This window comes from Planococcus ruber (assembly GCF_022819085.1).
Lineage (GTDB): Bacteria > Bacillota > Bacilli > Bacillales_A > Planococcaceae > Planococcus > Planococcus ruber.
This window is the reverse complement of record NZ_JALHAG010000001.1, coordinates 1,124,135-1,144,834: the sequence shown is the minus strand read 5'-3', so window position 1 is coordinate 1,144,834 and position 20,700 is coordinate 1,124,135. Positions and strand designations below refer to the sequence as shown.

Here is a 20,700-nt window from a genome sequence, read left to right as displayed (position 1 = left end):
AGCACAAGCTGTATAAAATAGAAGAAAAGACGGCATTCGGGAGGAAACTCATGATTTTGTATTGGATGGCAGCGTACCTTATCGGAAATTTTTTGACAGCTTGGTGGGTCGGCAAATGGAAAGGCGTCGATCTTCGGCAGCAGCGCAGCGGGAATTTGGGCGCGCGGAATGCAGGTGCCGTCATAGGAAAAACGGCTTTTTTTCTGACATTTCTCGGCGACGCGTTAAAGTCCGCTGCGGTCATCTGGCTTGGCCGTTATCTGGAATACGATGAATGGGCCGTTGCAGTCGGCGGTCTATTGGTCATTTGCGGACACTTATTTCCCTTCTGGCTGAAAGGAAAAGGCGGAAAAGGAATTGCTTCCTTTATTGGAGCCACGCTCTATTTGACGCCCGAACTTTTCGCGGTTATGTTTATCGTTTTTTTCATCTTTTTACCGTTTGTGAAAAGCGCTACGTTAACCATGCTATTTGCTATGGCCGCCTATCTCATCGGGATTTTTCTCAGCGGTGAAATACCTTCCTGCTGGCCAATGGCCGCAGCAATTGTGCTCATTTTGGCGAAGCACCAAAAAGATATCACCGAATCATTCAGCCTGCGTTTTCCAAACGCTTAAAAGTTATTCTGTAAAGAGTTATTTTCTTTCATTCGTTTAACCATTTACCTTCTCTCCCTGTTTTCTCTATCAGGAAAATATTATTCGTGCTATAGTTTAATTATTCAAAATTCTTAAATGATAGGATGATTAAACCTATGAAAAAACCAATTGCGTGGATTCTGGATACGACAGGCTATGTAACCGACGAATTCCAATCCCATCCGGATGTGTATGTCGTCCCGTTGAATATCCACTTTGATGCTGAAGAATACATTGATGACGGAGTCGACCTTTCTAATACCCAACTGTATGAAAAAATCAAGAGCGCCAAAGAATTCCCTAAAACTTCACAGCCGTCTGCCGGGAAATTTGCAGAGCTTTATGAAAAATTAAAGGATCAGTATGAATGCGCAATCGCTGTTCATGCATCTGCTAAAATGAGCGGCACGATCGCCTCTTCAACTGCTGGAGCTGAAATGACCGGATTTAAGGTTTATGCAGTGGATTCCCTTGCGCTCTCCTACGGACTGAGCGGATTGATTGAACGCGGAATGCTTCTTGCACAGCAAGGAAAAACGGCTGAAGAAATTGCGCATCGCCTGGAGCAGGAAACCCATGATTTCCGCAATTACATTTTAATCGGCAACCTTTCCCAGCTTTATAAAGGGGGGCGGATGAGCGGCGCCCAATATTATTTGGGCAGCCTGCTTAAAGTAAAGCCGATCGTCCAGATTACTGCTGAAGGCGAACTGCAGCCGATTGATAAAGTGCGGTCGCATAAAAAAGCCATCCAATATTTAATCGACCATGCAAACCAGGACCATCAGGAATACGGGATTGAGCGTTTCCAAATCATGCATGCCAATGTACACGGAGAAGCTGAAAGCTTAAAGCAGGAAGTGCTGAAAATCGCGCCGCAAGCCGAAATATTGATTGGAGACTTAAGTTCTTCTTTAGCGGTCCATGCCGGTGAAGGCACGATTGCTTTAATGTGGAGAAAACCTGCTATTTAATTGTTGTTCCACCTGTACACAGGCCATTTCCCTATTTGAAAATTTGCTTTTTTAGGCTAGTCATATCGGCTATTTGACAACTCGTCTGATACAATAGGAAGTAGAATGATGAGTGAGGTGGATTTAATGCAACATGTTGAACGGGAACTTACGGAAAATGTAATGCTTTGTGACGCAAAAGGCCAATTAAATCCCGGAGCGATTGGATATGCGCGCCAGCCGCTTGTCATCAGCAACTTGCGCGGCAATTTTATGCGAAAGAAAAAATGGAATTATTGGTGTGTTTTCGGAGAAGAGATCATGTTTTCGGCAACCATCAGCCACTTGGACTACGCAACTGTCTGCTTTGTCTATTTTTTGAATTACGAAACCCAGCGCTTCTTCGAAAAAACGGTGGTGGTGCCGTTTACCCGCCAACTTAGATTGCCGAATGAAGTGCTGGATACGAGCCATTTCCGCCATGAGGAGATGGATATTAACTTTGAATACAAAGAAAGCCAGACCCGTCTCAACGTCCATGTCAAAGACTTTGACGGAGAGCCGCTTCAAGCATCGCTTGCCATCCGGCATCCTGAATCATATGAATCGTTGAACGTCGTCATTCCGTGGAATCGCCAGACCTTTCAATTCACTGGCAAACACCATTCTCTCCCGACTTCGGGCGAAGTAAAGATCGGCAGCCAGCGTTTTGAATTTGAACCGGATGAAAGCTTCGCTGTCCTCGATTACGGCCGCGGTGTTTGGCCGCGTGAATCTTCGTGGAATTGGGGAATGGCTTCCCAACGTTCGCTCGGAAAATCAATCGCCTTGAATTTTGGCGGCAAATGGACAGACGGAACCGGTATGACGGAAAATGCCTTTTTCGTCAATGGCAAAATGACCAAAATCCACGAGGATGTCATTTTTCATTACAATAAAGAGAACTACAAGGAACCTTGGCTGATCCATACCAAATTCTCGGACGATGTCAAACTTACTTTTACGCCATTTTTCGAACGGGTTTCAAAAACGGATGTCCGGGTGGTTAAATCCGAAGTCCATCAGCTTTTCGGCTATTACAATGGCTACGTCCGCTATCCTGACGGCAAAAAAGTCAAAATCCTTCAAATGCTTGGAGCCGTTGAAGAACATTACGCGAAATGGTGAAATTCTGTACTTGAAAAAGCTCTAATTCTTTCTTTATAAATCAAAAGAGGCGCCCATGGGCGCCTCTTTATTTGATTTCAGTGAGCATGCGTTCCGGATAATCCGTGAAAATTCCATGGACGCCTATTTTCCGGAGCTCTGCTGCATACTCCAGGCTGTTTACTGTATAGACATAGACAATCGCGCCTTTACGCAAAGCGTCAGTAGCCATTCTCCGAAATGCGGAAGGCAAAGACAGATGGATGCGTGTGGTGCCGATGACGCGCGCATAATCGTATACATCCACGAAAATCTGAGAGGTTAAAATAGCTGTTTCTACATCGGTATCCCGGCATACTTTTTGGATGTCTTCGTGATTGAACGAAGAGATGACAATGCGGTCGCCCATTCCATATTTCTCAGCACTGTCGATCACTTTGCCGACCAAGGAATCATACGGGAAGATATCCGACTTAATCTCAATATTAAGGCGATGCTGCGTATGTTCAAAAACTTCCAGTGCTTCATCAAGAGTCGGAATCCGTTCGCCTTCCCATTTCTCTGAAAACCAAGATCCGCAATCATATTTCTTCAGTTCCGACAAGGTCATGTCTTTTACATAGCCTTTTCCATTTGTCGTGCGATTGATTTTTTCATCGTGGATAACGACGACCTCGCCGTCTTTCGTCAAGTGTACATCAAGTTCCACTCCATCAATCGGCAATTCGGCCGCTGCTTTAAAAGCAGCCAATGTATTTTCGGGATGCGTCCCTGAACAGCCTCTATGTGCATAAATCTTCATCTTCTCTCTCCCCTTGCTTAATCACTTAAATATCTGAACGCAATTCCCAAAGTTCCGGGAAAAAGTATTGGTCCAGCACTTTTTTCAAATAATGGACGCCCGAAGATCCACCTGTCCCCTGTTTAAAGCCGATAATGCGTTCTACCGTTTTCATATGGCGGAACCGCCATTGTTGAAGGGAATCTTCAATATCCACAAGTTTTTCTGCCAGCTGATAGAGCTCCCAATGTGTGTCTACGTCCCGGTAAACCGTCTTCCATGCTGCTTTAACGCTTTCGTTAGGTTCGTAGACCATGGTGATATCCCGGTTCAAAACCGCTTCATCGATTTTAATACCGCTTCTCGCTAACTTTTGGATGGCAGCATCGTATAATCCGGGCTTTTGAAAAGCCTCATTCAACGTCTCAGAAAGAGCTGCATCTTTTTCATAGATTTTCAGTACGTGTTTTGTTTTATACCCCAACGCAAATTCAATTAACCGATATTGATAAGATTGAAATCCGCTGGCATTGCCTAAATCGCCTCGGAATTCCATATATTCAGCAGGCGTCATCGTAGCCAATACATCCCAAGCCTGGATAATCTGAGTTTGGATTTTGGAAACACGGGCCATTTGCTTGAACGCAGGCTGCAGATCATCTTCATCGATATTTCGGATGGCCGCCTGCAACTCATGCAAAATGAGTTTCATCCATAATTCAGATACTTGATGAATGATGATGAAGAGCGATTCATCGTGATGCCCGCTTACTCCGTCTTGTGCATCCAATAATTTATCCAAATGCAAATACTCACCATAGGTCATGCTTTCCTTAAAATCTGTGCGAATGTTCTTTTCAGCTGCAGCTGCTATATTTTGGCCATTTGTATACTTATCCATTCTAAAACTCCGTTCTGGCTCTTCTTCCACTAAGCTCGGCATTGATCTTAACTATTCTAAAATAACGATTAAAAAGCTGGAAATCGGGAATACTTACTACTAACGAATGATAATCGAAAGGATGACTTCTATGATTTCAACCAAAAAACCTTTATTGACAGCCCTCATGCTTTCTTCTGCTATGGTTTTGGCAGCATGCGGCGATTCAGATGAAGTAACTGAACCCGTAGCGCCTGAGCAGGAGACGCAGGAATCTGAAAATACAAGCGATGCGAGCCCAAGCGGCGGCGTTGAAGAAGAGAATATCGGCGGCGGAACATTCGGCTTCACTGAATTCAGCGTTGACGCCGATTATCCTGAACTCGATGATGCCATTGATATCAGTTATGAAGAAGATCGGGATAAAGTCGAAGCCGAATACGCCAACCGTTTCTCTGAACAGAATTTATCCGGGAATGATGCAATGGATGAACTTGAACCTGCCTTCCAGCAACTTGAAATTACAAAGGACTCCACGGATGAAGAAGCAATCCAGCAAGTCGTAGAAGCATTCGGCTTGGAAGACGGCTATACTTCAATGGAAGTTGAAGTCCGTTTTGAAGATGGTACTGAAAAAGAATTCAAAGCCCAAAATTAACGAATATGCCCAGCCGCTTCCAACCCGCCTGCATTAGCAGGCGGGTTTTGAAATGCCTGAAATTTATTCTTCTCTCTTACGCTTTTTGTTTTGTCCAATAGGCAATGGTCTGGACAGGTTCAAATTGTGCTTTTTGATAAACGTGCAAGGCATCATTGGCCGTCTCAACGTCCAGCATAATCTGCTCCATCCCTTGGACATGGGCCATGTAGCGGCTCCATAACAGAAAGGCTTTGCCGTACCCTTTTCTTTGCTGGGACGGATCTACAGCAAAAGCTGTCAGCCATAAAACGCCTTCTTCCTGGACAAGCGTAGCTGTAGCAACCAATTCTCCGTCTTTTTTCATCACCCAGATTTCTCTGCCTTCTTCGGCTTGATTAAAAGCGATGACCGGCAAAATCCCTTCATCGAAAGCTGATACGAGCAGCGGTTCCAATTCTTCTATTGGGCCTTCAAATGGCAGAATGGCAAACCCCTCCGGCAAAGCCATTTCTTTTAAAGCATCCGCAGCCATCTGAATTTCTTTGAAATCAGGCTCATACCCCAAACTCTGCAGAAATTTCTCTGCGTCCGGATTTTCAATAAAAGCTGCATGCTGAGCATATGCCTGCCGCTGCGCATGCCCATGATGGATACCGTCAGCAAGTGCAGAACCGATCGACATCCGCCGGTATTCAGGATGCACGAGCACAGACCATTCATAATGATGGAGATTGACTATATCCACAGAAGTCGCAAAACCGATAAGCCGCCCATCCTCTGTATAAGCTAAAACAGCAAAACCTCGAACATTTGGCTGACTCCAGGAAGCTTCTTGGAGAACTCCCCTGTAATCCTCTTCAAATTCTCTCAGCAATTGCCTCATGTCTTGGATTGTATAGGAATCCAATGGAAATGATTCAATTGATAGCGAAATATTCATTTCCCACCATCCTTTCTTTAGTTACCCGCTTTTTTTACAAAATTTAACACAACATATTATGATGACATTCTTTAGCTTATGGTATCACATGATCACAGAATTTAACGAACTTTTACCGTTGTGTAACAACGGTTTAAATCGCCGCCTCTTCGGCTATACTATTCTGGTTAGCAAAATTCCGGAGGTAGTCAAAATGGCTAAAGCACGTTTAACTTGGGTAGATGCAGCGAAAGGCTTTTTAATGATCCTCGTTGTGGTCGGACACTATTCCGGTCCGACAATGACCGATTTTCCATTCATTAAATACATCTATTGGTTTCATATGCCTGCATTTTTTATTCTAAGTGGGTTATTTTTTAAACCTATCACCGAAAACCATAAATTAAAACCTGCCATCCATAAAAGATTGATGCAATTGATGGTTCCTTACTTGTTCTTTTTGCTTCTTCTCACATCTATTAAATATGGAATGGCTATTGGAGAAGGCACCTTTACCGCGGCTTTTTTAAAGCAAGACCTGATTGAACTGATTGTCGGGGGCCGTTTCCTGCGCGGAGAGCACGGCGTCTTCTGGTTTATCACCGTGATGTTCGCTACTCACTTGCTGTTTCTCTGGATCACGCGGCTGAAGCGCCGGTTCCAATTCCTGATTCTCGCAGCGTGCTACGCCGCTGCTGAAATTGAAGGCGCCTTTGCGATGAGCCTAGCAAACGAACCTGATATCGCCTCTATGCAAATTCCGATGATTTGGAACCTGGATGTTGTCTTGATGGCGGTCGTTTACTTTGCCATCGGCTATTATTTCAAGAAATTCTGGATGAATATCCCTCTGTACGCATTAGCTGCAGCAGCCGCAATTGCTTTTGCTGCATTCCGTGCAGATGAAATGGGCTGGATTGATTACCATTTGAGCATGAAATTTCTCCGCTATGACCATGCTGTACTGGACTTAGTCATTCCTTTGGCCTTTACTGTTGTCGTCGTCGGCTTCTTTCAAAAAGTCACGCCGATTATCCGTATGCCTTGGTTTGAAAAAATTGAGGCCCATTCGATTTCGATTATGTATTTGCACATTTTCATCGGCTTTATGGTGGAAGATTTCTTGCCGTACAATGTCTTTACTTATTCTTTCTTTGGATTGATGGTTCCAATCGCCTTGTCCATTCTGATCCCTAAAACCATTCCGCTTGGAGAAATCCTGATCGGCCGGTTCAAACCGCGATCCGCTGTCCAAAGCCATTAAAAAAAGCGATTCCATGTCCTATGGAATCGCTTTTTCGTTCTATAATTTTGCATCTGCGAGCATGTTTGCATAAATTCCGCCTTGTTCAAGAAGCTGCTGCTGAGTACCTGACTCCACCAGCTGCCCCATTTCCATGACGAACACGACATCGGCTTTTCGGACCGTATTCAAACGGTGGGCAATGACAAAGCTCGTTCTGCCGACCATCAAGCGTTCAAGCGCTTCCTGGATTTTCAATTCAGTGACAGTATCGATGCTGCTGGTCGCTTCGTCCAAAAGAAGAATTACCGGGTCCGCGATCAATGCCCGGGCAATCGATAGCAATTGCTTTTGCCCTTGGCTGATCATCGAGCCGTCGCCTTTGAGAATCGTTTCATAGCCATCTGGAAGTTTTTCGATAAACTCATGGGCATTGGCTTTTTCGGCCGCTTCCCTCACTTCTTCTTCTGTCGCGTCCAGCCGGCCGTATCGAATATTGTCATACACACTGGCTTCGAATAAAAAAGGATCCTGAAGGACAAAAGCGATTTGCTTACGCAACGTTTCTCTCGGCATTGATCCGATTGGAGTGCCGTCCAAACGGATCTCGCCTTCGTTGGCATCATAGAATCTGGCCAATAATTGCATGATGGTCGTTTTGCCGGCACCTGTAGCGCCGACTAAAGCAGCCGTCTGGCCAATTCCGACATGAAAGCTGACATCGCGGATCGTCCAATCCTCTTCGGCGCCTTCGTATTTAAAGGAGACCTTATCGAACTCCACATAGCCTTGCAATTCTTTCTCCGCATTCACTGCTTGGTCGTCTTTCTCTTCCGTTTCTTCCATGATGGCAAAAACGCGTTCTGCCCCGGCAATTGCCGATAATACCGTGTTGAACTGGTTGGCCAGGTCATTTAGTGGACGTGTAAATTGCCGTGCATACTCTGTAAAGATCACAATTACTCCAATCGACACGCTGCCGTTGAGGGCCAATATCCCGCCAACGCCAGCAACGATGGCAAAACTTCCGTTGTTCAGAAAGTTCATCACCTTTGGAATAAAACCGGAGTAGGTCCAGGCCCAAAAGCCGGTTTGGCGCAGCCGCTCGCTTTTTTCCAAAAATTCTTCCATCACTCGAGGTTCCTGAGAAAAAGCTTTGACGATTTTCTGCCCTGAAATGGTCTCTTCGATCATGCCGTTCAATTCACCGATGGCGTGCTGCTGCTCTTTATAAAGGCGTCCGGTGCGTTTCGTAATCCATTGCATTGAAACATACATCAACGGAATAATGATGAGCGTCAATACCGTAAGCAACGGACTGAGCCAGAGCATGACCACCGCTGTTCCCGTCAAAGTCAGCAAACTTGAAAACACTTGGATAAACGAACTGTTTAATGTAGAAGAGACATTTTCGATGTCATTCGTCATCCGGCTCATCAATTCGCCGTGCTGCCGCTTATCGAAAAAGGATACCGGCAAACGCTGAAGATGTTCGAATAATCCGGTCCGCATCCGGTAAATGACTTGCTGGGCTATGCCAACCATCCAGTAATTCTGCAAATACAAGGACACGGAATGGCCGATATACACCACAACCAGCCAGGCAATGATGATGCCCATCCTGTCAAAAGATTCCGGCACAATATATTGGTCAATGATATGGCCGATCAGAAACGGCCCTAAAAGAGCCAGTGCCGAACTGACAAAAACCAAAGACAATACAGCAATCAATAAGAGGCGGTGTTCGTCTACAAGTTTCCAGATCCGCAAAAGCGTTGATTTCCAATTATTTGCCCGTTCCGTCTTTTTAGCGTCTTTCTTTTTCAGATCTTCTTTTCGGATGACCGGTTCATATCCAAAAGGGCGCCGGATCGCATCAAACATATTCATCCACCTCTTCTTCCTGTTGTGACAAGGCTATCTGTCTGTATAAAGCGGATGCTTCCAACAGTTCGTTATGGGTTCCGTAAGCGGAAACCTCGCCTTCTTCCAGCAGCAGAATCCGGTCCGCTTTCATGGCTGTCCGGATTTTTTGGGTAACGACAAGCATTGTCGCGCGTTCCCGGTCGAGTTCTTCCCATAAAGCCGCTTCCGTTTTCACATCCAAAGCGCTTGTGCTGTCGTCTAAAATCAGAATGGACGGCTCTCGGACTAGCGCACGGGCAATCGATAGCCGCTGCTTTTGGCCGCCGGATAAATTGACGCCTTTCTGTCCGACTCTTGTACCGTAAGCTTTCGGGAAATGTTCGACCGTATCATGAATTTGCGCTTTCATGGCCGCATCCTCGAGTTCATCCTGCACCGCTTTGTCTTTCCCCCAAGAAAGGTTATCTGAAATCGTACCCGTAAACAGGAGCGACTGCTGCGGCACAATGCCGATGCTTTTGCGCAGCGCCGGCAATGACCATTCTTGGACGTCTATGCCATGTATCCGCACGCTGCCTTCAGTTGCGTCGTAAAAACGCGGAATAAGCTGCAGCAGCGAGGATTTCCCTGAACCGGTAGCACCCATAATCGCCAGTTTCTCGTTCGGTTTTATTTCAAACGAAATGTCTTTCAAAACTTGAGCGGAAGTTCCCGGATAAGAGAAGGAAACATTTTCAAAAACGACTGATCCGTTTTCGACAGCCGCCTGTTTCCCTTGTCCATCCTTCTCCAAGACATTTTCAGCCAATAGAATCTCTTCAATCCGTTCAGATGAAGCCTTTGAACGGGCAAAAGCCATGATGATGAACGAGAACATGGAGAAGGCCCCGGTCATTCGCATTGCATAGTTGACAATCGCCACCAGCTCGCCTATTTGGGCGCCGTTTGCCTGAATGTGAGAAGCGCCGAACCATAAAACAGCGAGCAGCGAGAGGTTCATGCCAAATAGCAAAATCGGCAAAATCGTTTCCATGATCCGGAATGCTTTGACGGTATCTATTTTTAAAGAATCGGCCACTTCGGAAAAGCGATTCGCTTCATACTTGCCGCGAAGATAGGCTTTGATCAACCGGACAGCCTGCAGATTCTCCTGGATCATCCGGTTCAGGCGATCCAGCCGCTGTTGGACAAAGCTGAAGTAGCGGACGCCTTTTAGTACCATGAAATATAAAAAAGCCAACAAGAAAGGAAACACCAGAACTAGATAAATCGCGAGCTTCGCATTGACCACCAGCGCCATAATCATGCTGCCGACAACAAGAAGCGGTGCACGCAGCATGATGCGCAATCCCATAAACAAAATCTGCTGGACGAGCGTCACATCACTGGTCAATCGGGTAATAAGCCCTGAAGCCGGAAACTTATTGAACGTCGCCAGTGAAAAGGATTGGATCTTGCCGTAAACGGCCTTGCGAAGATCAAACGAAAAACTTTGGGAGACGTGCGCAGCATAGTAAGAATTCACAATGCCCGACACCAGAGCAATAAATGAAAGGGCCATCAGGACAATTCCGTATTGGACAATCCGGTCCTGATCCCCTTCCAAAATGCCATCATCAATGATTTTGGCGATGACGAGCGGCTGCATCAACTCAACCGTTAGTTCAAGCAACATAAGAAATAACGCAAAAATTATGGGGATTTTATAGGGTTTAGCGTATGCAAATACAGTCTTCATCGGTGTAGCCCCCTAAACATTTCGAAACACGAATCTTTTGTTGACTATTATGCCACAGTTTTCTGACAACAGGTAGCAAAAGTCATTAGAAAGTAAAAAAGGGGATGCATTTTTTGCATCCCCTCTTTTCCAAGTTTATGTATGTTTTTAAACTTCTTTTGTTTTCTTCTCACCGGCGAGTGACAGCCATGTAACGAAAACAAGCATGATGAGCGCTCCTGCAAGTTGGAGCGGCGCCAGCAGCTGATTGAACCAAAAGACTGAAATCACCATAGCGGTCAGCGGTTCGAAGGAAGAAAGAATGCTCGTTTCGACAGCTGTGATATAGCGCATGCTGCTTAAAAACAGGACAAAAGCAATCGTGCCGATGACGATGATTGTACAGATTGCGAGAACCAGCCCGCCTTGCGACAGCTTCGGCCATTCGTCCGAAAGGAAAATCGGATTCGCCAAGCCGAGAAAAACCCCCCCAAACAGCATCGACCAGCCAACTACGAGCAGCACGCCCCATTCCTGCATCAGCCTTGCGGGATATAAAGTGTAAAAAGCAAACGTCAGCCCAACGAGAATTCCCCAGAACAGCGCTTCGCCGCTAATAATCAATTGCGTCGGCTGGCCATTCGTCAACAGCAAAAACAGTCCGGCCAATGTTCCGATCATCCCGACCACTTGATAACCCGGCGGCCATTTTCGCTGGCGCAGCGAAATGAATAAGATGATGTAAATCGGCGCTAGAAATTGCAGCAAGGTCGCAACTACCGCATCGCTCGCTTCGATGGCTGCAACAAAACTAAATTGCACACCAAGCATGCCGAATAAGGCAAAGATGATCAACGGCAAGATCCAGATCTTCCCCCTGAAGATGGCTGTTACCCTAACTTTTTTCAGCTTCAGGAAAAGCAATAGGAGCAATCCTGCAACGGTTAGGCGAATGGTCAGTAAGAACGAAACTGAAATGCCGAACTCTGCCATTGTCCACTCCATTAAAGGGCCTGTCGCGCCCCATAGCATCGCTCCTGATAGAATCATAGCGATCCCTTTCAAACGTTCCATCCTCTCACTCCTTTCCATATGAAAAACCAATCCCGGGAGATTGGTTCCAGTTTTTATTGACTAACCATCACTGCCGCTGCACTGCTTTTTTCAATAAGATATATTTAACATTAAACCGATATAAGAAGCAATGATAAATCCGCTTCCGCATAAAATCGACAGCCAGGGCGAAAGCGTGCGTTTATAGCCAATAACCATCATAGCGAGGAGCAATAGCCCAAGCACGATCAGCAATATGCCATTGACCGATAAATCCCAGCTTCCATCGATTGGAATATAAATTGGGCCTTTCAGCATTTCCAAAAATGGAGCCGGCCCTTCCGATCTGAACGTATTGTTGATGTTATGCGGCGGCGCTTGCTTGCTCATAAAGGCTGTAAACAGGAATACGAAGAGAAGTAAGCCGCTTTCCACACGGAGCCAGGCCCGTTCGTATAATTTCCGCTTATTCAAAAAGCCATTGATCGCTGCTGCGGCAAGCAACGGAACGATGCTCAAATGCTTCAGCAGCAGGAGCTGGCCATAAGGCAATGCCCACGAGCGGGCATATTGCGACGGCTCGACGAAAAACAGCATGATCGCAATGCCGCTAGCAAACAAGACGGCGACACAAGCGATTGCAAACGGCGTAAACCAGGAAAGAAAATTCCGCCATTCCGTTTTGCTTTCCGCAAACCAGGAAACGTGCAGCAAAATCCCTGTCCAAACAGACATAGCAAGAAAATGGATGGTATGGCTCGCAAACCCGCCCCATAGATTCACTGTCGAAACATGGCTGAAATAGCCGACCGCTAATAGGAGAATACCTAAAAAATACACGGTGATGTGTTTTGAAACGTTGAACCAAATAGCTGCCGCTAAAAGGACACAGAATAGGCCTGTCACGATCCATCCATGGCCTGTCCGGTAATCCGTAAGCACCGAAAAGAAAACAGCCGGCCAACTTTGGCCGTCCGCAAGAAAATTCGTCAACTCAATGACCGGCGCCAAAGAAAACACAGCAATAGCCCCTACGCTCAACAGTTCAAGAACTTTCGATTCACGGAGAACCGGCTTTTTCGCAGCCGGTACAAATGTTAAAACAATCGAGCCTGCCAAATACGAAAATGCAATGTATACGAAAACATCAGACAATGCCGTAAAAGCGATCATCGTTTATTCTTCATGAGCTTCATCATTCCCGCTGCGACTAAAATAATTGCCGCAACAATCAATACAGTAACCCAACTGTTGCTGCTTTCATCTTCGCTTTGTGCGGTTTCGGCCGCTTCCGCCATTTCTTTTTCAGCCGTCTCTTCTTCCACGGCCGTCTCTTCTTCCACGGCCGGCTCTTCGTCAGCCGCTTCTTCCGAAACTTCTTCTTCAGGCGCTTCAGCATCGACTCCGAAAAGAATCTGCCCTTCAATCGGATGGCCGTCCTCCCCGATAATTTTCCAGTCAATAATATACTGGCCATTCGGCAATTCGCCTGTTACTTCACCCGTCATCAGATTATCGGAAACAGATATTTCACTTAACTCAACGGATGCTTCCGGACCCTTTAACGTCATGGAACTGCCTTCTTCGATTACGGTTCCAAATTCCAGTTCAATTTTTTCCGGCTGCACCGACAACACTTCTCCCTCAGCAGGATTCGAGGCAGTCAATGTGGTGTGGCCCAATGCCGTAAATGGCAAAATAAAAATGAATAAGATAGACATAATGGCAATTTTTTTCATGCATACTTCACTTCTTTCAATTTTTTCATTTTTTCTTCCCCCATTCTCTCATGATTGCTACAATAAATATAGTTAATGTATAGTAAAATAATTGATACAAAAATTGGGAAAAGGATGACGATAGTCCTTTTCTTCTCTATAATGAAGTTAGACTTACGAGAAGGAGCGTCATGGCATGAGCGAATTGCAACAAATACTTTCCGACAACCTGGTTTTTAACCATATCCCTTTTCCCATCATCATCATGGATAAAGACGGACTTGTGGTATGGTGCAACCGTCATGCGGAACGTGTATTTCAATTAGAACCTGAAACGATAAAAGGGACATTATATCCTTACATGAATCCCGAAAAAGCAGCTCTTTACAAGCAAACATGGGACAACATCATACATAGCAAAGAGCCGATCCGTTTTGAAGAGGTGGAAGTCGGCCTTGGGGATGGAACACGTACGTATACGACTATTGTGACCAAAGCATTCGCCTCGGGCAATGAGCGGTTTGTGATGTCTGTTTTCGAAGTGGACGAATCCACAGAAGAGATATCGGCCAGCCGCGAATTAAACAGCCTGCGCGATGGTTTGGACGCTTCATTCATGCTGCTGTATTTTGATGAAGAATTCTTGATTACCTATGCCAATCCATTATTTTTGAAACTAAGCAAATGGACGCCAAAACGCATTCTCGGCAAGCCAATTTGGCAAATGTTCGGCGAAGAAAGTGAAGATGTCAGCTTTGTTGAAAACTTAGTCAGCACATTAAGAAGCGGCAAAGTATGGAACGGCCAGGCGAAGAAGCTGAAAAAAGACGGCGAAGAATATTGGGTGGAGCTGACAGCGATTCCGATGGATTTAAAAGGAGATGATACGTATTACATCTTCCTGGAAAAAGACATCACGGAAGCTAAAAAAGCCCAGCACCATCTAGAAGAAATTGCCTTTATCGACCCAATTACCGGGCTTGAAAACCGCCACCGCCTTGAACAGGTCGTCAACGACCATATTAAGGAAGGCAAGCATTTTTCATTCGTTTTCTTTGATATTGACCGCTTTTATACACTGCGCGACGTTTCCGATACAGATACTGAAAACGAATTGTTAAGCGAATTCACGAAACGCCTGCGCATGTATTTTTCTGATTCGATCATTACACGGGCCGGACTGCATGAATTTGCATTGATCACGCCGCTCAGCAATTGGTTTATCGAAGGATTCCTGCATTATCTGCAGCAGCATCCGATCTATATCCAAGGGACGGCGATTCCATTGACGGTGAGCGGTGCCATCACGCGCTATCCGGAAGATCAGCAATCCTTCGTCCACTTGATCAAAGCTTCACATGTCACCATCAAAAAAGTAAAAGAACGCGGCGGCAGTGCGATTTCAGCTTTGACTTCAGATGACCATGAACGGCTGAACCGCAAATCCATGATTGAAAAACGCCTGATCCATGCATTGGATCGCCATAATCTGCATTTAATGTATCAGCCGCAAGTCAATTTGAGCACCGGCATCGTCGAGCGCGTCGAAGCTTTGGTGCGCTGGGAAGATTCGGAAGTCGGCATCGTCACTCCGGAAGAACTGATTCCGATTGCTGAGGAAAATGGCATGATCCACGAAATCGGCATGTTCGTCCTTGAAACAGTTTGCGCACAGATAAAAGACTGGAATTCCCGCGGCATCCACATGAACGTCAGCATCAACTCATCGATCCGTGAATTCCGTGATAAAGATATGGCGAAGTCCCTCTTGGAACAAATCCAGTTGAATAGCTGCGACCCAAGCGCTTTGACCATCGAAATCACCGAAAAATTTGCATTGGAAGCAGAAGCAGAACGCTCCATCATCAAACAGATGAAGCAATTAAACCAGGCAGGCATTTCGTTTGCGCTTGATGATTTTGGAACAGGCTATGCATCATTCCGTTATATGCTGATGCTGCCGATTTCAAGCTTGAAAATCGATCGGGCCATTATCCAATCCATCACGAAACAAGAAAAAATGCAGAAAATGATCAAAGGCATGATTCAATTCGGCAAGAGTTTGGACTTCCAGGTCGTAGCCGAAGGCGTCGAAACCAATGAACAGCTGGAACTTTTGCGTGCGATGAACTGCGACATGATCCAAGGCTTCATCACCGGGCATCCAATGGAAGCGAAAGAATTGGAGAAATGGTTGAATTAGTATAGAAAAGCGGAGGTGGCCGGTTAGCCTCGAAAGTCATAAGACGAACCGGCGAAGCGGCGTTCTTTGCCGCACAGCCGGGACGGCTTATGATCCGAGAGGCTGGCCACCGCAGCTGGACAATAAGAAAAGCGGAGCCGCCTTGAAAGCCGCGGCCTTTCCGCTTCAACACCTAAAAACTAAAAAATCGGCATGTCCCAAACTTCAGTTTTGGGTCATGCCGATTTTTCTTTGGATGCGTTTTGCCTGCCGCTTGAAAAAGAGCTGCATCAATACTTCTGCAAACACCAGCCCCATGGCGACTGCACCGGAAATCATCAAGGCTTCCGAAGCATACGTGATGGCCTCCAAATAATTATTCTCCACAATATTGCGCATAGCGTTATAGGCTTTGCTTCCCGGAACCAACGGAATGATGCCCGCCACACTAAAGATAATCATTGGCATCTTGAACTTTTTAGCCAATAAATGGGCCACCAGCGCCACGCCGAATGCCCCAGCGAAAGAAGCCTGGGTGGGATCATCCAAAACCAATACGTAACTCCGGTAAATCAGCCAGCCGGTCATTCCGACCAATCCACAGCTGAACAATGTTCTGCGAGGAGTATTGAAAATGACGCCAAATGAGCCGGCGGCCAAAAAACTAAGAAATGCTTCTAATGGCCAATTCATCCAATCCCCCCTTTAAAATGACAGTACCAATGCAATCCCTGCGCCAATCGCAAAAGCCGTTAAAAAAGCTTCCGCTCCTTTTGACAGGCCAGAAACGAAATGGCCGGCCATCAAATCGCGTACGGCATTTGTGATCAATAGCCCGGGCACCAACGGCATGATCGAACCGATAATGATAGTGTCGAGATCGGTTCCATAACCTGAATGCACAGCAAGCAGTGCAAGAATTCCGATGGCCAATGCACCGATAAATTCCGCAAAGAACTTGACGCGCGTTTGGATCAAAATCGTTTCAACAATGATGAAACCTGTTCCGCCAAATACGAAAGCAAACGGCAAATCGCTCCAGCTGCCGCCAAGCAAAATTAGGAAACAGCCGCTTGCCATTGCAGCCGCCAAAATTTGCAGCCCTATATGAAACTTATAATTTGTCTGATCGATGATTTGCAATTCCTCGTAGGCTTTTTGCAAAGTGTATTCTCCGGCTACCAAACGGCGCGATACCGCATTGACCAATGCCACGCGCTCTAAATCGGTTTGCCGGTCGTTAATGCGAACAAAACGGGTAGCCATTTCCTCCGTCGGCGAAAACATAATGCCTGTCGGCGTAACAAAACAATGCGAATGCGTCATTTTTTGCGAAACCGCCATCCGGATCATCGTGTCTTCCACCCGATAGGTTTCGGCACCATTTTCCATCAAAATCTTCCCAGCCAATAAAAAACAATCCAGGGCAAGCTCGCGCCTTGTCTCTCCAATTTCAGCCACATGCTTTCCCTCCTTACTTTTCACCATTCATCATAACGCATCCATGCAAAAATATAAACGCCTCTTGATGCAGAGGCGTTTATACTTTGTATTCCCATTATTCACATTTAAGGTTTCAAAATAACTTTTGTACAGTCGTCTGTATGGTCGTTGAAAATCTGATAAGCTTCGCTGGCTTTCTCAAGCGGCATAATATGGGAAATGATTTCTCGAGGATCAAATTCCCCTTTCTCGATTTTCTCATAAAGCATTGGCATCAAGTGGACAACAGGTGCTTGCCCCATTTTCATCGTAACATTTCGTTCGAAAATATTGCCAAGCGGGAACATATTGTAATTTAAGCCGTAAACACCAGTCAATTGAATCGTACCGAATTTGCTTACTGCATCTTTTGCAATATCAATGGCGCTTAATGTACCGCCTTGCAGTTTTAATTTCTGCTGCACAGCTTCTGCCGCTGATTTCTTGCCGTCCATGCCGACGCAGTCAATAACGACATGCGCGCCGCCGCTAGTGATTTCGTGGATATAGGCTCCCATATTATCATGCTGGGAGAAATCGAAAACTTCAACGTTGTTCATTTCTTTCGCCTTTTGCATGCGGTATGGAATTTCATCCACTGCAATCACGCGTTTTGCGCCTTTCATCCATGCAAATTTCTGAGTCATTAAACCAATTGGCCCGCAGCCTAATACTACGACTGTATCTCCTGGCTTCACACCAGAATGCTCAACACTCCACCAAGCAGTCGGAAGAACGTCCGACAGGAATAGGACCGACTCATCTTCTAATTCTGATGATTCCGGAATGACGAATGGCAGGAAGTTTCCATAAGGAACGCGCAAGTACTCAGCTTGTCCGCCTTGATAGTTCCCGTAACGTTCAGTAAAGCCGAAATAGCCGCCTGTATCAAAATGCGGATTTCCGTTTGAATTATCGCACTGGCTTTCCATATCGTGGGTACAATAATGGCATTGTCCGCAACTTACGTTAAATGGCAAAACAATACGGTCGCCTTTTTTCACTTTCGTGACTTCCGGCCCGACTTCTTCGACAATCCCCATCGGTTCATGCCCTATCACATAGTCTTTTCTTGCCGGCAATGCCCCTTGATACATGTGCAAATCCGAACCGCAAATTGCTGTAGAAGTGATTTTCACGATAATATCGTCTTTCTTCAGTAATTCGGGATCCTTCACATTCTTGACTCTCATGTCTTTGACGCCTTGAAACGTTACTGCCTTCATCCATATCCCTCCATTATTCAGAATACTTCACTTGTTCCCTGTTTCAAGTAAATAAAAACGTCAAAAAAGTACGGAGAAGGATTTTCTTCCCCGCACTGATTATTTATAGCTTAAAGTTTGGATCAAGTTGAAATCCGCCAAGCCATAACTGCTTATCTCACTATTAGCGACGGTGTACAAACGGTCCTCAATATAGAGAATGCGTTGAACGCTCTTCTCCCAGTCTTCATATTGCATAGAGGCTTCTTTCATAAAATCCGCCGCTTTTTCAATTCCATCAGGCGTTATTTCAAAGAGCATCGCACCCGAGCCCTGGAATAGGATCGAGTCATTTTCGCCTTCTGCATATTCAGCAACCGGGAATCCGTAAAGATTGGATTCTTTATGGGTAAAGAGGGCCTTATGATCGTATTGCAGCGGGGAATACGTTCCCGGACCGCCAATGATTTCCGCATCTTTTTCCAGCGGATTGCTGAAATCGCTGACATCAAACAGAGAAATCTTCATGCCGCCGGTCACCACCCGCGGCTCTTCTCCTTTGACCGGCTCGAGTTTGGTGTCATAGCCAAATCCGATCAAATGGTTTTCATCCAAAGGGTGAAGATAGTTTGAAAAGCCAGGGATTTTTAATTCCCCTAACACTTTAGGCGATGATGGAGCTGAGACGTCGATGACGAATAAAGGATCGGTTTCTTTAAATGTGAACATGTATGCTTTATCGCCCATGAACCGGGCTGAATAGATTCGCTCTCCCTGTGCCAAATCTTCTACAGACCCTATTTGCTTCATGCCGCCATCCAAAACAAACAGATGGTTTTTGGAAGGCGCTGCTTCGTCCCAAGTAAACCCTTCCGTCGTAACCACCCGGAAATAGCCGTTGTATTCATCCATTGAAAATTGGTTCAGCAGCGTTCCTGCGACTTCATTGGAGGCGACAAACTTTACGCCATCTCCTTCCAAATGGAATTTAAAGATTTCCGTATTGGCAGATTGCGGCTGCCAGACAGACATGTCCAAGTCATTGTCTTCTTCCGCTTCGTCAATTGGCATATACACGGAAGCTGTAATGTACAGATTTTCAGCATTCATATACATCTGTTCACTTCCGCCCAGGTAGCCGTCAGTTGAAATGGAATTTTCAGTCGGGTTCGTTAAATCGATCGCCGTGATGACACTGTAGCGGCCTTCCATGGTTCCTGGGAGAATCGATAAATTATCATACGGCATCGGCTGCAAATCTTCGTTTTTTTGTGAATCGTAATGATGGGGCCGCAATTCAGGATCTTTTTGGCTTTCCATCATCCAGTAATCAGGATATACATTCGTAACGAAATACAGCATCTTTTCCGTCAGCCGCGCACCGTTTAAATCCCCTTCCGTCCCGAATTCACGGATCAGCTGTGGAGAGGCGGGATTTTGAATATCGTATAAATAAACCGAAGTCAGGCCGACATGCCGCTGATAATCATTGATTTTGCCTTCGGTCGGCAAAACGGAATATTGGCTTCCCAGAACGACCAGCGTGTTTCCAGACAAAAACAATTGCTGCGGATACATATCTTGCTTAAACAGAAGCTTGGCGGCTACATTCATTTCTGCCGGATTTCTGACATCCGATATCACCACTGAAGAATCACTGATGGAATAAATGAAAGAACCGTCTGTTTTCACAAGATCTGCTTCATCTACCCCTTCCACTTGGTTATTCGTAGAAGAAAAATCTCCGCCTTCACCGCCGGCAGCATCCGCCGAGCTCGATTCTTCGGAAGCCATGGAGTCAGCAGAACCGCTGACCGCCATACTCCCATCACTTTGCTGCTGCAAGTCTAGCAACCGGGCAAAATAAGCTTTCAACTCATCTGCATTTGAAAGTGTCTCCAATTCCTCTTGGACAACAAAAGAAACTTCTGAGAGGGCCAGGCTCTTTAATAAGCTTCCTTTAACCGCAGCTTTTTTAATATGGAGCTTGTATTCACCCGGGGCCAGCAAAGGAATTTCAACTGTCTTGCCGTTTTTAAGGAGCATCATTTCCGCATCGACCGGTTCTCCGCTCGCATTGATTAAATACAAATCACCTTTTTCAATCGCATCCGGCTTCAGCGGCGAAGAAAAATTCGCCTTCCATCCTTGGTCAGCTAAGGCAATGGAAGAAGCACTGACTGTGACTTTATCCATCATAAACGCCACAGTCAGTCCAATCATCGCAAGTGCCGCTGCTGCGATCAGCAACAAACTCCTTTTCTTCATCTTAATCCC

Annotated in this window: 18 protein-coding genes; 6 read left to right on the top strand and 12 right to left on the bottom strand. The window is 45.8% G+C overall.

Annotation, left to right across the window (positions count from 1 at the left end):
* Window positions 1-50: 50 nt before the first annotated feature.
* The 3 genes from MTR82_RS05845 (at window position 51) to MTR82_RS05835 (ending at window position 2,758) form a co-directional block, all read left to right on the top strand.
* Window positions 51-617 carry a glycerol-3-phosphate acyltransferase gene (locus MTR82_RS05845; protein WP_246808249.1) on the top strand — a complete coding sequence of 189 codons (567 nt, stop codon included), beginning with the start codon at window positions 51-53 and terminating at the stop codon, window positions 615-617.
* A gap of 137 nt (window positions 618-754) precedes the next feature.
* Window positions 755-1,612, top strand: a complete 858-nt coding sequence (locus MTR82_RS05840; RefSeq protein ID WP_246808248.1) for a DegV family protein — start codon at window positions 755-757, stop codon at window positions 1,610-1,612.
* 126 nt (window positions 1,613-1,738) lie between these two features.
* Window positions 1,739-2,758: a DUF2804 domain-containing protein gene (locus tag MTR82_RS05835; RefSeq protein ID WP_246808247.1), complete on the top strand. Its 1,020-nt coding sequence runs from the start codon at window positions 1,739-1,741 to the stop codon at window positions 2,756-2,758.
* Between the two features lie 67 nt (window positions 2,759-2,825).
* On the opposite strand, the gene MTR82_RS05830 is transcribed toward MTR82_RS05835, so the two are convergent.
* Together MTR82_RS05830 and kynA are read right to left on the bottom strand one after the other, a co-directional pair.
* A complete protein-coding gene (locus tag MTR82_RS05830; protein ID WP_246808246.1) occupies window positions 2,826-3,539 on the bottom strand; it encodes a glycerophosphodiester phosphodiesterase in 714 nt (237 codons plus the stop codon).
* Window positions 3,540-3,564: 25 nt separating this feature from the next.
* Window positions 3,565-4,419, bottom strand: a complete 855-nt coding sequence (kynA, locus tag MTR82_RS05825; RefSeq protein ID WP_246808245.1) for a tryptophan 2,3-dioxygenase — start codon at window positions 4,417-4,419, stop codon at window positions 3,565-3,567.
* A gap of 130 nt (window positions 4,420-4,549) precedes the next feature.
* Here kynA and MTR82_RS05820 point away from each other — a divergent pair, with 130 nt between their 5' ends.
* On the top strand, window positions 4,550-5,056 hold the full coding sequence (locus MTR82_RS05820) for a YusW family protein (RefSeq protein WP_052650597.1): 507 nt from the start codon (window positions 4,550-4,552) through the stop codon (window positions 5,054-5,056).
* Between the two features lie 76 nt (window positions 5,057-5,132).
* Here MTR82_RS05820 and MTR82_RS05815 read toward each other — a convergent pair whose 3' ends face one another.
* Window positions 5,133-5,978 carry a GNAT family N-acetyltransferase gene (locus tag MTR82_RS05815; RefSeq protein WP_246808244.1) on the bottom strand — a complete coding sequence of 282 codons (846 nt, stop codon included), beginning with the start codon at window positions 5,976-5,978 and terminating at the stop codon, window positions 5,133-5,135.
* 193 nt (window positions 5,979-6,171) lie between these two features.
* Between MTR82_RS05815 and MTR82_RS05810 the strand changes: the two genes are divergently transcribed.
* Window positions 6,172-7,221 carry an acyltransferase family protein gene (locus tag MTR82_RS05810; protein ID WP_246808243.1) on the top strand — a complete coding sequence of 350 codons (1,050 nt, stop codon included), beginning with the start codon at window positions 6,172-6,174 and terminating at the stop codon, window positions 7,219-7,221.
* A gap of 39 nt (window positions 7,222-7,260) precedes the next feature.
* Here MTR82_RS05810 and MTR82_RS05805 read toward each other — a convergent pair whose 3' ends face one another.
* The 5 genes from MTR82_RS05805 to MTR82_RS05785 form a co-directional block, all read right to left on the bottom strand.
* Window positions 7,261-9,084: an ABC transporter ATP-binding protein gene (locus tag MTR82_RS05805; RefSeq protein ID WP_246808563.1), complete on the bottom strand. Its 1,824-nt coding sequence runs from the start codon at window positions 9,082-9,084 to the stop codon at window positions 7,261-7,263.
* Window positions 9,077-10,804, bottom strand: coding sequence for an ABC transporter ATP-binding protein (locus MTR82_RS05800; RefSeq protein ID WP_246808241.1), 1,728 nt, complete (start codon window positions 10,802-10,804; stop codon window positions 9,077-9,079). Before MTR82_RS05800 ends, MTR82_RS05805 begins: the two co-directional genes overlap by 8 nt.
* 147 nt (window positions 10,805-10,951) lie before the next feature.
* On the bottom strand, window positions 10,952-11,857 hold the full coding sequence (locus tag MTR82_RS05795; RefSeq protein WP_246808239.1) for a DMT family transporter: 906 nt from the start codon (window positions 11,855-11,857) through the stop codon (window positions 10,952-10,954).
* A gap of 90 nt (window positions 11,858-11,947) precedes the next feature.
* Window positions 11,948-13,009 carry a copper resistance D family protein gene (locus MTR82_RS05790; protein WP_246808237.1) on the bottom strand — a complete coding sequence of 354 codons (1,062 nt, stop codon included), beginning with the start codon at window positions 13,007-13,009 and terminating at the stop codon, window positions 11,948-11,950.
* A complete protein-coding gene (locus tag MTR82_RS05785) occupies window positions 13,006-13,575 on the bottom strand; it encodes a copper resistance CopC family protein (protein ID WP_246808234.1) in 570 nt (189 codons plus the stop codon). The genes MTR82_RS05790 and MTR82_RS05785 overlap by 4 nt, the downstream gene beginning before the upstream one ends.
* A gap of 175 nt (window positions 13,576-13,750) precedes the next feature.
* On the opposite strand from MTR82_RS05785, the gene MTR82_RS05780 reads away from it, so the two are divergent.
* Window positions 13,751-15,757: an EAL domain-containing protein gene (locus tag MTR82_RS05780; protein WP_052650589.1), complete on the top strand. Its 2,007-nt coding sequence runs from the start codon at window positions 13,751-13,753 to the stop codon at window positions 15,755-15,757.
* Between the two features lie 204 nt (window positions 15,758-15,961).
* Here the strand turns inward: MTR82_RS05780 and MTR82_RS05775 are convergent, their stop codons facing one another.
* The 4 genes from MTR82_RS05775 to MTR82_RS05760 all read right to left on the bottom strand — a co-directional run bounded on the left by MTR82_RS05775 (window position 15,962) and on the right by MTR82_RS05760 (window position 20,691).
* The gene (locus MTR82_RS05775; protein ID WP_052650588.1) at window positions 15,962-16,429 is read right to left on the bottom strand and encodes a threonine/serine exporter family protein; all 468 of its coding nucleotides are present in this window, start codon (window positions 16,427-16,429) and stop codon (window positions 15,962-15,964) included.
* Between the two features lie 12 nt (window positions 16,430-16,441).
* Window positions 16,442-17,224, bottom strand: a complete 783-nt coding sequence (locus tag MTR82_RS05770) for a threonine/serine exporter family protein (RefSeq protein ID WP_052650587.1) — start codon at window positions 17,222-17,224, stop codon at window positions 16,442-16,444.
* 80 nt (window positions 17,225-17,304) lie between these two features.
* The gene (locus MTR82_RS05765) at window positions 17,305-18,444 is read right to left on the bottom strand and encodes a zinc-dependent alcohol dehydrogenase (RefSeq protein WP_052650586.1); all 1,140 of its coding nucleotides are present in this window, start codon (window positions 18,442-18,444) and stop codon (window positions 17,305-17,307) included.
* Between the two features lie 99 nt (window positions 18,445-18,543).
* Window positions 18,544-20,691 (bottom strand): beta-propeller domain-containing protein, encoded by a 2,148-nt coding sequence (locus MTR82_RS05760; protein ID WP_246808232.1) that lies wholly within the window; start codon window positions 20,689-20,691, stop codon window positions 18,544-18,546.
* Window positions 20,692-20,700: the final 9 nt, after the last annotated feature.